Here is a 14006-nt window from a genome sequence, read left to right as displayed (position 1 = left end):
TGATTCCGTACTACGACGTGCCCCGCGCCGACCGGGCCAGCGCGCCGAGGCGCAGATCACGGGTCCGGCTCTGGTGCGCGATCATGCGGTCGCGCGCGGCGGACGCGTCGCGGTGGCGTACCGCGTCCAGGCTCCCCGCGTGCTCCGTGAGGACCTGCTCGAGGTCGTCGGGCGCCGAAGCGCCTGCCCCCGCCTCCTCCGTTCCCACCGGAGGAGCACCGGCGGTGTGACCTCGCGCGCCAACCAGGGTCCGGCCCCGCGGACATCCTGGCATCCACGGCGTGACGCCCGCGCAGGTCATGGCCTGCGTTATGGTGCCGCGACGATGCATGACTGCGACGATCAGGGTGACCCGGGGGCCGGTATCCGCGGGGACCTTCCTACCCGACCTCGGAGGTACCACAGCGATGACGCCGGCCGACCCCAGCGCCCAGAGCTCCGACGCACTCGCCCCACCGCCCGGGTGTCCCGCACATCAGGGCGGCGAGGTCCTGCACGGCGGGGAACATGTCAGCCCTCTCGCCGTGCCCCTGAGCGGCCCGCGCTTCTACAACGAACCCAACCGTCTCTACCAGGAGATGCGGCGCGAACATGGTGCGGTCGCCCCCATCGTGCTCGAGGGCGGCATCCCGGCGTGGCTGGTTCTCGGCTACCGTGAACTGCACCAGGTCACCGCCGACCCCGTGCTCTTCACCCGCGACTCCGAACTCTGGAACCAGTGGGACCGCGTCCCGGAGGACTGGCCGCTGGCCCCGCTGATCGGCCGTGGGCAGCCGTCCATCCTGTACACGACCGGTGAGCGGCACCGCGTACGGGCCTCGATGATCAGCGACGCGCTGGAGTCGGTCGACCCTTTCGAGATCCGGCAGCACGCAGAGCGACTGGCCGATGAACTGATCGACGGCTTCTGCGGGGAGGGCAGCGCGGATGTCATCGCCCGGTACGCGATGCCCTTCCCGGTGCGTGTCCTGGCGAAGATCTACGGCTTCCCGGACGAGCAGGGGCCCGGACTGGCCGCGGCGGCCATCGACCTGGCCGACGGCGGCGACCTGGCCCAGGCGGCCCAGGTCCACCTCGCCGAGGCCACGGCGGCCCTGATGGCCGAGCGGAAGGCGGGGAACGGACCCCGGGACGTCGCCGCCCAACTGGTCGGCAACACCCTCGGCTTCACGGACGAGGAGATCCTCCACGACCTGATCGTGCTGGTCATCGCGGGCCACACCCTGACCGCGGACTGGATCGGCAACTCGCTGCGGCTGATGTTCACGGACGAACGGTTCGTCATGTCACTGGCCGGCGGGCGCAAGAGCGTCTCGGAGGCCATGAACGAGGTGCTCTGGGAGGACACCCCGGCCCAGAACGGCGTCGGCCGGTGGGCGTCCCGCGACACCACGCTCGGCAACCGCCGGATCAAGGCGGGCGACATGGTGTGCCTCGGCCTCGCCGCCGCCAACAGGGATCCGCAGATACGCCCCGACGACTCGAGGCTGACCGGCGGCAACAACGCGTTCCTCTCGTTCGGGCACGGCGAGCACCGCTGCCCGGTCGCGGCGCAGGAGATCGCCGAGACCATCGCCCGCACGGCCATTGAGGTGCTGCTCGACCGGCTGCCCGACATCGACCTCGCCATCCCGGCCGAAGAACTCACCCGCCGTCCCTCCCCCTGGGCGCGGGGCATGTCGACACTGCCCGTGCACTTCACCCCGACCCCGGCGGTGAGCCAGACGGCCCGCTGACCTCACCCTCATCTCCCGACGGTGCAACGGGCCCCTGTTCACCGAGCCCAACCACCGTCGGCACTCCGATCCGGCCCTCGGACCTTGCCCTGCCGCCCGGCGCCTCGCTGCCGGGCGGCAGGGCAGGACGAGTGCTACGTCGCCGGGGGCGGTCGGGCCAATTAGCAGATCGGTTGGCGACCGCGCAATCCGTGAGATGCCGACGGCGGCGAATCCGCTTGTGGTGCCCGGGGCCATGGTGACGGGCCACGCGGGACTCTACCGTTCCGGCCACGTCTGGTGATTCCGGCGCACAGCGACGCGTCGGCCACAGCCACCTCAGGAACACCGGGAGCGCATCAACCGAAGGGGCACTTCCATGTCATTCCCCCCACACCACGCACCGCCACGGACCCGATGGAGCCGCGTCGCGGTCCGGCTCCTCGCCGTCGCCGCCCTCTTACTCGGAGCCGTACTCGCCGGGCCCGCGAACGCCTCGCCCGCCGCGGTCACCCTCACGAAGGTGACCAACTTCGGGTCCAACCCCGGCGCGTTGAACATGTACGTGTACAAGCCGGCGTCGCTGCCCGCGAACGCGCCCGTGGTCGTCGCGCTTCACGGGTGTACGCAGAGCGCCCAGGTCTACGCCGACAACTCGGGGCTGCCCGAGCTCGCGGACCGCGACAAGTTCGTCCTGGTGCTCGCGGAGACCACGACCTCGAACAACCTCAACAAGTGCTTCAACTGGTTCCAGGCAGGCGACAATCGGCGTGACCAGGGCGAGGCTCTTTCGATCCGGCAGATGGCCGGCCACGCCGTCTCGGCCTACGGCGGGGACTCCAAGCGGGTCTACGTCACCGGACTTTCGGCCGGCGGTGCCATGACTTCGGTCATGCTCGCCACCTACCCCGACGTCTTCTCCGCCGGCGCGGTCGTCGCGGGCCTGCCCTACGACTGCACGAAGAGCACCAGCCCTTACCAGTGCATGAACCCCGGGCTCGACCTCGGCCCGAGCGAGTGGGCCCAGCGGGTGCGTGAGGCCTACCCGTCGTATGAGGGACCGTGGCCGCGCACCGCCATCTGGTACGGCGACCAGGACACGACGGTCGTGCCGCGCAACGCCGCCGAACTGCGCGACCAGTGGACGGCGTTGCACGGGCTGCCCCAGACGCCCACCCGTACCTCCAGCATCGGTCCCAATGGCACCCAGCACGACGAGTACGTGGCGTCCGACCGCACGGTGGCCGTCGAGGTCAACAAGGTCCCCGGCATCAACCACGGCACCCCGGTCGACCCCGGCACCGGCGCCGAACAGTGCGGCAGCACCGGCGCCCCGTACTTCCTGGACTCGATCTGCTCCAGCTACTGGATCACCAAGTTCTTCGGTCTCGGCGGCTAGGGCGGCGAGCGCCACGGCGGACGCGGCCACCAGCCTGGGAGGCCGTGCCGAGCCGCCATCCCGCGGGGGCCGCCCCACCGGCTCCCGCACCGCCGCCGACAGCCGCCGCCCCCGCTCGTACCCGCGGCTGTCGTATGCGGCGAGTGAAACGGCCCGCCGTGGTGTCCGGCGCCCTTGTCCGGGCCGGCGCCATGGCGGGCCCACACATGCCCCGTGCGGTGAACATCGTTCGATTCCCTGTTCGGGGCCGCGAGGGCGCCGCTCACTTCTGTCGATGCGCGGCGCCCTCGTCCGGCTCGGCGGGTGCCGCGTCGATGTGGACCGGGTCGCCCACGGCGCCCCCGGTGGCCGTGCGGACAGCGTCCGCGATGAAGGTGAAATTCTCGTCACCGAGCTCCCGCGGATCAATGCCGTCCAAGATGCCGGCTCCGACGTACTCGTTGATGACTCGCAGGGCGGCAGCGGCGGCCGCGGCGTGCAGACGCACCTCAAGGCTGTCTGGCTCGAGTCCGAGGCGAGCCGCGATGATCCCGGTCAGTTCGTGTTCCACCTGGTCGCAGGCCATCAGCCAGGCCGTGCGCAGGGCCGGTTCGGTCTCGGCCAACTTCATCATCTTGACGCCCAGCCCGGCGTCGGCCTGCTCCGACGGGCTGATCTCGCTGACCAACCGCTTCGCCTCCGTGGCGAAGTGCTCCTCCAGGGAGCGGTCCAGCGGCCAACTGCGCAGCGTGGCCAGCTCCCACTCCACGCTCTGTGCCACGATCGGCTCCGCGCAGCTCTCCTTGCTGCGAAAATGCCGCCAGATGGTGCGGGTCGACAGACCCACCGCCTCTGCGATCTGGTCACCGCTCGTGCCGTCGACGCCCTGCGCCCAGAACAGGCGGGCCGCCTCACGCGAGATCTCCAGACGTACGCGACGGCGCCGCTGCTCACTCATCCCGCCACGGCTGCGTTTGGTCGATGCCACGTCGTCGTCGGTCATCTTTTCGTCACCCTTTCACCATCAAGCTCACTCAGTGCCATATTGGCATTAAGTGACGCAATGTGCCAGCTGGCGTGAGTGACCGTGGGCAGTCGCCCAGCAGGGCGACGTCCAGGGCCGAGGACCGCTGACTTCAACGAGGACAACGATGGGCCGGGGGGACCGTTGTAGGGTGAATCAGTCAAGGCGCCTGCTGACGCTCATGCGTCTGCTCCTTCCTGGGTCTCGTCTCCGAGCATCTCCTGTCAGCCCCGCGAGCAGCACCAGAGCGGATCCGGCCATCGTCGCAACTTCTCCACCCATCTCAAGTCCCTTTCGCCGTGAGCCTTGCAGGGCGGCCCAGTGCGTCCTGTGCTCCGCCCTCATAAAGCTGTCGCGAACCCAAGTCGCGTCATTTCTCGGCCGGGGCGGGGGCTTGGGGAAGGCGTAGCCGGAAGCATGCTCCGAGGGTCCGGGGGGTGAGGGTGAGGGTGCCTCGGTGGCGGTGGGCCAGGTCGCGGGCGATGGCGAGGCCCAGGCCGGTGCCGCCGTGGTCGCGGGAGCGGGCGTCGTCGAGCCGGACGAAGCGTTCGAAGATGCGCTCGGCGTCCTCGGTGGGCACACCCGGTCCGTCGTCGTGCACCGTGAGGATGACCCAGGCGTCCTGGTTTCGGATGGTGATCTGGATGCGGTGTGCGGCGTGGCGGGCGGCGTTGTCGATGAGGTTGCGCAGCAGCCGTTCGTATTCGTCGGGGTTTCCGTGTACGTGTGCGGGGGCGGTGCTGTCGCAGGTGAGGGTCAACGGTCGTTCGGTGAGGGGGTATTGCTCGGTCAGCCGGGAGGCGAGGGCTGTCAGGTCGACGGTTTCGGGGTCGGCTGTGGGGATGCGGGTGTCGAGGCGGGCGAGGAGCAGCAGGTCTTCGGCGAGGGCCTGGAGACGGCGGGTCTGTCGTGCGGCGGTGGTGGCCGTGGCGGGCCAGTCGGTGCGTTCCGGGTAGGCGAGCGCGACCTCCAGGCTGGCCAGCAGCGTGGTGAGGGGACTGCGCAGTTCGTGGGCGGCGTCCGCGACGAAGCGGCGCTGCTGGGCGGCGGCGTTGTCGAGGCGCTGGAGGGTGGTGTTGATGGTGGTGGCCAGGGCGGTGATCTCGTGTCCCGTGGCGGCGGGGACGGTGACGCGTTCGCGGGGGTCGCTCGCGGTGACCGAGGCGGTGAGGGCGCGGATCGCCTCGACGGGGCGCAGCGCGATCCGGACGGCGAAGTAGGTCACGGCGAAGATCAGTGCGAGGCTGACGAGCCCGGCCAGCAGCAACAGGCGGTCGGTGATCTTGGTGTTGGCCTCGGCCGTGTACGGGAGCACCACCACATAGACCCGCAGACGGGCGTCGGCGGCGACGCCCAGAGCGGCGGCTTTGCCGCCACGGAGTTCGTCGGGTCCGATGTCGGCAGTGATGACCCGCTGGGTCCCGCCGGCGATGTCGAATTTCTCCCTGGGGTTGTAGTCACGGTTCACCGGTATGCGGACGGTGGTGACCGGCATCAGCGCGGCCGTCCCAACGGGCGGGGCGGGCATCACGTGGTGGGTCTTGGGGTACGCGGTGCTCAGGGCTCCGCCGGAGGCGACAGCGGTACGCCGGCCGGTCGCGACGACCTCGTACGGTATGGGGCTCGTGGGGACGGGAACGACACCCTGTCTCAACTGTTCGCAGAGAGACTCCAGATGCACCCGGGCAGTTTCCTCGGCGATCTGCGTGCTCTGGCGGTGGACGTCGTGGTGCACCCACCAGCCGATGCCGAACAGGAGGACGGCGGCGGTCGAGGCGGCGGCCAGGGCCGCGCGGGCCCGTACCGAACGCGGCCACCAGCGGCGTCGCGGCTCAGTCGCGTTCACGGTCGTCCACCAATCGGTAGCCGGTACCCCGTACGGTCTGTAGGGACTTCCGGTGGAACGCGGCGTCCACCTTCTTGCGGAGGGCGCTGACGCGCGCCTCCACCAGGTTGGGATCCCATGCCTCGTCGGGCCACGCGTGATAGAGCAGATCCGCTTTGGAGACGGCCTGACCCGCCCGGCGGGCCAGCAGCTCCAGCACGGCGAACTCCCGGGGGGTGAGTTCCACCCGGGTCCCGGCCCGGCGGCAGACCCGGCCGGCGACATCCAACGAGAGGTCGCCCACGGCAAGGACGGGCGGGGCGACCGTGGCGGCTCGTCTGACCAGGGCCCGCAGCCGTGCGACGAGCACCGTGTAGGAGAAGGGTTTGGCCAGGTAGTCGTCGGCCCCCGTGTCCAGGGCCTCCGCCTGATCCCATTCCCCGTCCTTGGCGGTGAGTATCAGGATGGGGGTCGCGTTGCCCTCCCGGCGCAGCTGGGCGCAGACCTTGTAGCCGTTGAGTCCGGGCAGCATCAAGTCCAGTACGACAAGGGCGTATTCGCCGGTCCGGGCCATCCACAGCCCGTGCCGGCCGTCATGGGCGAGGTCGACGCTGTAGCCCTCGGCGGTGAGACCGGTGTGCAGGGTGTGGGCAAGGTCCACCTCGTCTTCGACTACCAGGATGCGCATGTGGTGCAGCCTTCCACAGCGCCGGCCCGCCTTCCTGATCAGCCGGTCAGGTTGGGTCAGCAGACGGTCAACCGAGTCCGGGCACCCTGGCGGAGCTTTTTCACCGCTGCTGAAAGGCCCCGCCGCCGATGTCCCTTGATGCACGTGCCCCCGCCGTGGCCAGGACGGTTTCCCCTCCCACACCCGGCCGTCGACCATCGCCGGGCCCGGCCAAAGCCGTTGTCGTCATCGCGCCCTTGGCGCTGACCATCGCTCTGGGGCTCTGGGGTATCCGCAGGCAGAACACGATGTGGGGGGACGAGTCCGTCACCTATCAGCTCGCGCACCGCGATCTTTCGCGGATATGGCACACCGCCCAGCACATGGATCTGGTCCATGCCCTCTACTACGCCGCGATGCATGAGATCTTCGGTCTCTTCGGCGGAGGGCTGCTGACGTTGCGGCTGCCGTCCGTGCTGGCAATGTCCGTGGCGGCGAGCGGAGTCGGGCTTCTGGCGGTACGCCTGGCGGGACCCCGTGCCGGGCTGCTGGCCGGACTGGTGTTTCCGCTCCTTCCCCAGGTGCAGAAGTACGCGCAGGAAGGCCGCTCGTATGCCATGGTCTGTGCCCTGGTCACCTGGGCCACCTACGCGCTCGTCGTCAGCGTCCCGCATCGCGCCCGGTGGTGGCGGTGGGCGGTCTATGGCTCCACCATGCTGCTGGCGTGCCTGCTCCATGAGTTCGCGGTCCTCGCCCTGGTCGCACACGGCGTCACACTGGTCGTCTCCCGTGTTCCACGACCGGTGATGAGGGCGTGGAGTGTGGCTGCCGCGGGCGTTGTGGCCGGGCTGTCGCCACTGGCGATCTACAGTGCGGGGCAATCGGAGCAGGTGTCCTGGATCGGCGGACCGGTGCGGCTTCGTTATTTCCTGGTTGTGGCGGTCGTGGGCGTGGTGTGTGCCCGAGCGCCCCTGGGAGTGAGGGGGCCCGTACGGCTTTCCGTGCTCGCTGTGCCGATTCTCGTGCTTCCGGGCCTTCTGCTGCTGACCGCCTCATTTTTGGTCAGGCCCATTTTCGTCGACCGGTATGTGCTCTACAGCAATATCGGAATCGCCTTGCTGCTGGGCGCCTGGATGGACTACTTCCACCGGCGGCAGCGGTCTTCCCGCATCGCGTGGATCGCGGTGGCTGCCGTACTGGCCGCGCTCGTCCCGCCGAGCCTTTCGCTGAGGACGCCCCAGAGCCGGAGCAATGACGTCACCGCCATCGGCGCCACCGTGCGCGAGGAAGGCCGTCCCGGCGACGGGCTGCTCTATCTTCCCGGCCTGCACCGGACCTTGACCGCGGGCAACCCCGAGGACACCCGTTTCCTGACGGATCTGGCCCTGGCACAGGATCCCGTTTCGTCGAACACACTTGCGGGTGTCGAGCTTCCCGCCCAGGACATTGCGGCACGCATGCTGGAATTCGACCGGATCGTCGCGGTCCGCGCGGGGGGTGGGCACTCGCTGACCAACCCGCGGGAGAAAGCGAAAACAAGCACCCTGCGGCGCCACTTCCGCGAGTACGGAACAACCCATGTCAACGGGGCGCGAGTCACCGTCTATGTCCGAGACCACGACCCGTCTCCGAAGGCCGGTCCTCGATCCAACAGCCCGGGAGCGAGCGGTGGGGCGATGAGGTGACCGCGACGGGCCCCCGCGTGCCCGCGCACGCACCGCGACGACCAATGGGGCCGCAACCGAAGCCGCGGGTGGCAGCGACGTCCTGATCGACGGATCGCCGCCGCCCGGTGCCGACGCGCCCTGGACGGCAGGGCAGACTGTCCGCGGGGCACGCCGTGACGAGGCGTGGCGACGAGACCGGGAGGGGACCGATGACCGACACATCCACCCACCAGCACTCGGAGGCAGCCGGACCGGTACACGTCACCGTATGGGAGGACGGTGGAGCGGACCTCCCGCCCGTCGTCCTGGTCCACGGGATTCTCACCTGGGGTGGCGACGAACGGTACGGCTTCGCGGCACAGCGCCCGCTGGCCGACCGGCACCGGCTGCTGGTGATGGACCGCAGAGGTTACGGGCGCAGCCCGGACATCGCGCACAGCGACTGGTCGGTCGATGCCGAGGACATCGTCGGGCTCCTCGGTACCGGGGCCCATCTGGTCGGACACGCGTACGGCGGGGTCAGCGCGATGGCCGCCGCCGTACGCCGTCCCGACCTGGTCCACTCGCTCACCCTGATCCAGCCCGGCGCGCTGCGGCCCGCCGAGCGTCACCCGGTCGTCGCAGAGGCGCTGGCGCGGGCCCGCGCGGCCACCGCCGCGCTGCCCGCCGGCCTCACGCCCCATGAGTTCCTGAGTGCGGCTACCGCATCGGTCGGCATGGCGACACCGGAGCCGACACCGGCGCGGCTGCGCGCCGCGGCCGCCTCGATGGCCGAACGCCCCTGCTGGGACGCGGACATCCCACTCGGACCGCTGGCCGAGGCGCCCTTCCCCAAGCTGATGATCTCCGGTGACTGGGACGGAGCGCCCGAGCAGTACCGAAAGTACGCCGGCGAGCCGCTGATCGCCTGCGCCGACCACGTCGCGGCGGCGATCGGCGCCGACCACTTGATCGTCCCCGGCTACTACCCCCACACGCAGCAGCCCGAACGAACCAATGCCGCGCTGCGGGAGCTATGGGACCACGCCGAGCGAGCGTGACCGCCAAGTGGAACCGCCTGCCGAGAACACGGAGGGCCCGTGATGAACCACAACCTGGCCGCGCTGATGGCCGCGACCATCTTCACCTGGTTGGGCATGGTGGTGGGCATCTCCCTGCTGGAGACGCCCCTCAGATTTCGCGCACTCCGGGCACACATCGAACAGGACGCGGAAGCGACTCGTCTGTCCGACCGTCCTTCCAACAGCGCGGCAGCCGAGTGCTGGCCGGAGAGCGTCCTCCCCGCTCACGAGCCCATCACGCCTACGTCGGCCTCGAAGTGCTGAAGGTGCCGGCCTCGATCGCGCTTGGCGCCATGGCCCTGACAGCCCTTTAGCGCCGTGTGGGCTTCAGTACCGTGTGGGCCGACGAATGGACCCGCCGGTTCCGCTGCGTCTAGCCTTGGCCATGACCTGACGTCCCATCATGTGGCATGAGCGGGGCCATCGTCGTGACCTGCCGTGCGTGACGTCCCGTGCCATGTGCCATGGGTGAGTACGGCCGGTGACCGCCGCCGCTCGCCCAGGAAGCGCTCCGTCATGACGACCACCCCCTCCACGGCGCCCGACATCCTCTCCCCGGAGTTCGCGGCGGACCCGTACCCCGCCTACCGGACCATGCGCGAGGACTTTCCGCTGATCCACCACCACACGACCGGCGGCTACATCATCTCCCGCTACGAGGACGTCGCCCGGGCCTTCAAGGATCCGGTGTTCACCAGCCGCAACTACGACTGGCAGATCGAGCCGGTGCACGGCCGGACCATTCTCCAGATGGACGGGCGTGAGCACTCCGTGCGCCGTGCGCTGGTGGCGCCCGCCTTCCGGGGGAAGGACTTGCGGGACAAGTTCCTGCCCGTCATCGAGCGCAACTCCCGGGAACTCATCGACGCCTTCCGGGATGCGCCGGAAGCCGATCTGGTGGGACGGTACGCGACCCGCTTTCCGATCAACGTGATCGTCGACATGCTCGGACTGGACCGGGCGGACCACGACCGGTTCCACGTCTGGTACACCTCGATGATCGACTTCCTCGGCAATCTGAGCCAGGACCCCGATGTCGCGGCGGCGGGGCTGCGCACCCGGGACGAACTCGCGGCCTACATGATCCCCATCATCCAGGACCGGCGCGCGCATCCGGGGGAGGATCTGCTCTCCGTCCTGTGCACCGCCGAGATCGACGGCACGCGGATGAGCGGCGAGGACATCAAGGCGTTCGTCAGCCTGCTGCTCGCGGCGGGCGGTGAGACGACGGACAAGGCCATCGCCGGTCTCTTCCGCAATCTGCTGGCACATCCGGAGCAACTGGCGGCCGTGCGCGAGGACCGTACGCTCATCCCGGCGGCCTTCGCCGAGACGCTGCGCTTCACGCCTCCGGTGCACATGATCTTCCGTCAGCCGCGCGAGGACGTGGAGGTGAGCGGTGGCACGATTCCGGCGGGTGCCACCGTCACCTGTCTGATCGGGGCGGCCAACCGTGACGGGAGCCGTTACGCCGACCCCGACACGTTCAACGTCTTCCGTGAGGATCTGACGGCCGGCAGCGCCTTCTCGGCCGCCGCGGACCATCTGGCGTTCGCACTCGGGCGGCACTTCTGTGTGGGGGCGCTGCTGGCGAAGACCGAGGTCGAGGTGGGCGTCAACGACCTGCTGGACGCCTTCCCGGCGATGACCTTCGCCGATGGTGGGGTCCCCGCCGAGACCGGAGTGTTCGCCCGGGGCCCCGGCTCGCTGCGGGTGCGGTTCGCCGGACGGGCCTAGGCGCGGGCCGGTTCAGTGGTCGAGCAGGCGGGCGATCTCCGCCTCGCCGTAGCCGAGTTCGGCGAGTACGTCGCGGCTGTGCTGGCCGAGTGTGGGCGGGGCGGTGCGCACCGGTGGGCGCTCGCCGCGGAAGGTGACGGGGAAGGCGATCTGCCGGAGCGGTCCGATGGCGGGGTGGTCGACGTCCCGGACCATGCCCAGCGCCTCGGTCTGCGGGCAGTCGTAGACCTCGTCGAGGTGGCGGATGGGGGTGACCGGAACGCCCGCGTTCCCCAGCAGGGCACACCAGTGGGCCACGGTGTCGTCGACCAGGACGGCCTGGAGCTTGGCGTTGAGGGCGGCGCGGTTCGCCACCCGATCGCGGTTGGTGACGAACCGCGGGTCGTCCGCCCATTGCGGCTGGCGGAGCGCCGCGCACAGCCGGCGGAACAACGCGTCGTTGCCGACGGCGATCACGAAGTGTCCATCGGCGGCCGGGTAGGCCTGGTACGGGACCAGGCTCGGATGGCCGGAGCCCAGGCGCCCGGGGCGCTCCCCGGTCGCGAAGTAGCCGGTGGCCCAGTTGACGTGCAGGGCCAGTTGGGACTCGTACAGGGACGTGGTGACGTACTGCCCGCGTCCCGTCCGCTCCCGTTCGACGAGCGCGGAGCTCACCCCGATGAGGCCGAAGAGGGCGGCTGCCAGGTCCCCCATCGCGTATCCGGCCTTGACGGGCGGGCCGTCCGGCTCGCCCGTGAGTGACATCAGGCCGGCCGAGGCCTGCGCGATCATGTCGTAGCCGGGTTCGTCGCGCAGCGGTCCGTGGTCGCCGAACGCCGAGATGTGCAGCAGCACCAGGCGCGGGTAGCGGGCGGACAGATCCCTGTAGTCGAAGGCGCGCGCGAGGGAACTGCCGGGGCGGAAGTTCTCCACGACCACGTCGGCGGTCGCCAGCAGCCGGTGGACGGCCTCCTGGCCCTGGGGCGACTTCAGATCGAGCGTCACCGAGCGCTTGCCGCGGTTGGCGGCCAAGTAGTACGTCGCGTCGGGGCCGTTGAAGGGCGGGCCCCAGCCGCGCGTGGGATCGCCGCCATCGGGGTGTTCGACCTTGATGACGTCGGCACCGAGGTCGGCGAGCGACATCGTCACATACGGTCCGGCCAGGATCTTCGACAGATCGACGACCTTGATCCCGGCGAGTGGTGCGGCCGCGGGCTGCTCAGGCACGGGCGGCCTCCGCCGCCTCGGGCCCGGCGCCGAGCGCGGGGACCAGGGCGAGGGGCACCCGGCCGCCGTCGGCGAGTTCGGCGAGGTGGTCCAGCGCGGTGCGGGGGAGGGCGTCCGGGTCGTCCAGCAGGTCCAGGAAGGCGTGGGCGACCAGGAACGTGCGGCCGTTGCCGGTCGCCTCGGCCTCGTACTCGGCCTGCTCGAAGAGGAGTGTGGCCATGACGGTGCGGGCCAGTTCGCCGGCGTACCGGCCGATCCTCATCTCCGCTTCCTCCCCGGGGAGCTCCAGGAGCCGGTCCCCCTTCTCGCGCAGCGCCTTCCAGCGGTCGCCGAGGCGGCTGGCGGGGCAGTCGGCGGGGCGGCCGGCGAGGCGTTCGGTCCCGTACGTGTCGGCGAGGATGTGGTGTCCACTCCGGCGGCGCATGCAGCGCAGTACGTCCAGCGCGATCACGTTGGACGACCCCTCCCAGATGGAGCCGAGGTGGGCGTCGCGCAGCAGGCGCGGGTTGACCCAGTCCTCGATGTAACCGTTGCCGCCACGGATCTCCATCGCTTCGCCGGTGACGGTGCGGGCGCGCTTGCACAGGGTGTACTTGGCGAGTGGGGTGAGGACGCGGATCAGGTCCCGGGCGGCGGTGGAGCCGTTGTCGGCCTCGGTCAGCCGGGCGGCCGCTTCCAGTACCAGGCCGAGCGCGGCCTCCGCGTCGACGACCATCGGCAGCAGGGTGGCGCGCATCAGGGGCTGGTCGAACAGCGGCTTGCCGAACACTTCGCGGACGCGGGTGTGGTCGATGGACTCGCGGACGGCGCGTCGCATCAGAGCGGTGGCGCGCATGGCGTTGGAGAGGCGGGAGACATTGACCATCTCGGCCATCTGGCGGAATCCAGCGGTGAGTTCGCCGACCGGGGTCGCGTACGCCTCCTCGAGGGAGACCTCGGCGCTCGCGATGGACCGCGAGCCGAGCTTGTCCTTCAGGCGGTCGATACGGATGGCGTTGCGGCTGCCGTCCGGGCGCAGCCGCGGGACGAGAAACATGCCGAGCCCACGCGTGCCCGCGCCCTGGCCGGGGACGCGGGCGAGCGTGAGGATCACATCGGCGGCCGGATTGGAGGCGAACCACTTCTTGCCCGTGAGCGTCCAGTGCGTGCCGTGGTCGGTGGCGAGGGTCCGCGTGAGACCCACGTCGGTACCGCCCTGCTGCTCCGTCATGAACATCGCGCCGGTGGCGCGGAGTTCATGGTCGGTGGAGGACAGGGCGGCGATCTCGTCGGCGTACCGCTCCCGGTCGAACAGGCGCAGGACGCGGGCGGCGGAGTCGGTCATCGACAGCGGGCAGGCCATGCCGAACTCCGACTGGACATACAGATAGGAGAGTGCGTATTTGACCGTGTGCGGGATCGCGGTGGGCCAGCCGTGGACGCCGGGGCGGTGCGACATCGCGGCGAGGCCGAACCGCTCGTACGCGATCGAGGCCACCCGGTCGTGCGCCGGGTGGTACTCGATCTCGTCGACGCGTTCACCGTCCGGGGCGTACTGGCGCAGCTTCGGCGGGTTGGCGTCGGCGAGCGCGGCCTGCCGGTCGAGCTCACCGGCGGCGAGCTCGCCGAGCTCGGTGAGCAGCGGCTCCACTCGGGCGCGGTCCTCGGCGGAAAGGATCCGGTCGAGCAGCGGGCGCAGGGCGGGGTCCTGATCGGCGTAGTTCACAGAGGGGTCTCCTGTGTCGGG

General features: G+C 70.2%; 11 protein-coding genes and 1 pseudogene. 6 read left to right on the top strand and 6 right to left on the bottom strand.

From position 1 onward, the window contains the following. Positions 1-10 precede the first annotated feature (10 nt). Positions 11-208 carry a hypothetical protein gene (locus ACJX2R_RS02890; RefSeq protein WP_413098593.1) on the bottom strand — a complete coding sequence of 66 codons (198 nt, stop codon included), beginning with the start codon at positions 206-208 and terminating at the stop codon, positions 11-13. A gap of 199 nt (positions 209-407) precedes the next feature. On the opposite strand from ACJX2R_RS02890, the gene ACJX2R_RS02885 reads away from it, so the two are divergent. Together ACJX2R_RS02885 and ACJX2R_RS02880 are read left to right on the top strand one after the other, a co-directional pair. Continuing rightward, complete coding sequence (locus ACJX2R_RS02885; RefSeq protein ID WP_413098592.1) at positions 408-1736, top strand: cytochrome P450; 1329 nt, start codon at positions 408-410, stop codon at positions 1734-1736. Positions 1737-2094: 358 nt separating this feature from the next. Then, positions 2095-3111: pseudogene (locus ACJX2R_RS02880) on the top strand (alpha/beta hydrolase family esterase); the annotation flags it as partial. Positions 3112-3376: 265 nt separating this feature from the next. On the opposite strand, the gene ACJX2R_RS02875 reads toward ACJX2R_RS02880, so the two are convergent. The 3 genes from ACJX2R_RS02875 to ACJX2R_RS02865 all read right to left on the bottom strand — a co-directional run bounded on the left by ACJX2R_RS02875 (position 3377) and on the right by ACJX2R_RS02865 (position 6630). Further along, positions 3377-4096 carry a TetR/AcrR family transcriptional regulator gene (locus ACJX2R_RS02875; protein WP_413098591.1) on the bottom strand — a complete coding sequence of 240 codons (720 nt, stop codon included), beginning with the start codon at positions 4094-4096 and terminating at the stop codon, positions 3377-3379. Between the two features lie 391 nt (positions 4097-4487). Further along, the gene (locus ACJX2R_RS02870) at positions 4488-5963 is read right to left on the bottom strand and encodes a sensor histidine kinase (RefSeq protein ID WP_413098590.1); all 1476 of its coding nucleotides are present in this window, start codon (positions 5961-5963) and stop codon (positions 4488-4490) included. After that, entirely contained in the window at positions 5950-6630 is a 681-nt protein-coding gene (locus ACJX2R_RS02865) for a response regulator transcription factor (RefSeq protein ID WP_413098589.1), read from the bottom strand. The genes ACJX2R_RS02870 and ACJX2R_RS02865 overlap by 14 nt, the downstream gene beginning before the upstream one ends. 128 nt (positions 6631-6758) lie before the next feature. Here ACJX2R_RS02865 and ACJX2R_RS02860 point away from each other — a divergent pair, with 128 nt between their 5' ends. From ACJX2R_RS02860 to ACJX2R_RS02845, 4 genes are all read left to right on the top strand, one after another. Beyond that, entirely contained in the window at positions 6759-8294 is a 1536-nt protein-coding gene (locus tag ACJX2R_RS02860) for a hypothetical protein (protein ID WP_413098588.1), read from the top strand. A 191-nt stretch (positions 8295-8485) separates the two neighbouring features. After that, on the top strand, positions 8486-9316 hold the full coding sequence (locus ACJX2R_RS02855; RefSeq protein ID WP_413098587.1) for an alpha/beta fold hydrolase: 831 nt from the start codon (positions 8486-8488) through the stop codon (positions 9314-9316). Between the two features lie 42 nt (positions 9317-9358). Beyond that, a complete protein-coding gene (locus ACJX2R_RS02850; RefSeq protein WP_413098586.1) occupies positions 9359-9601 on the top strand; it encodes a hypothetical protein in 243 nt (80 codons plus the stop codon). A gap of 252 nt (positions 9602-9853) precedes the next feature. After that, on the top strand, positions 9854-11074 hold the full coding sequence (locus ACJX2R_RS02845; RefSeq protein ID WP_413098585.1) for a cytochrome P450: 1221 nt from the start codon (positions 9854-9856) through the stop codon (positions 11072-11074). Between the two features lie 12 nt (positions 11075-11086). Here the strand turns inward: ACJX2R_RS02845 and ACJX2R_RS02840 are convergent, their stop codons facing one another. Next, complete coding sequence (locus tag ACJX2R_RS02840) at positions 11087-12280, bottom strand: CaiB/BaiF CoA transferase family protein (protein ID WP_413098584.1); 1194 nt, start codon at positions 12278-12280, stop codon at positions 11087-11089. Then, the gene (locus ACJX2R_RS02835) at positions 12273-13985 is read right to left on the bottom strand and encodes an acyl-CoA dehydrogenase family protein (protein WP_413098583.1); all 1713 of its coding nucleotides are present in this window, start codon (positions 13983-13985) and stop codon (positions 12273-12275) included. The genes ACJX2R_RS02840 and ACJX2R_RS02835 overlap by 8 nt, the downstream gene beginning before the upstream one ends. Positions 13986-14006 lie beyond the last annotated feature (21 nt).

Source organism: Streptomyces sp. Inha503, assembly GCF_047215865.1.
Taxonomy (GTDB): Bacteria; Actinomycetota; Actinomycetes; order Streptomycetales; family Streptomycetaceae; genus Streptomyces; species Streptomyces lycopersici.
The sequence above is the reverse complement of the archived record's forward strand: the minus strand, read 5'-3'. Positions and strand labels throughout refer to the sequence as shown.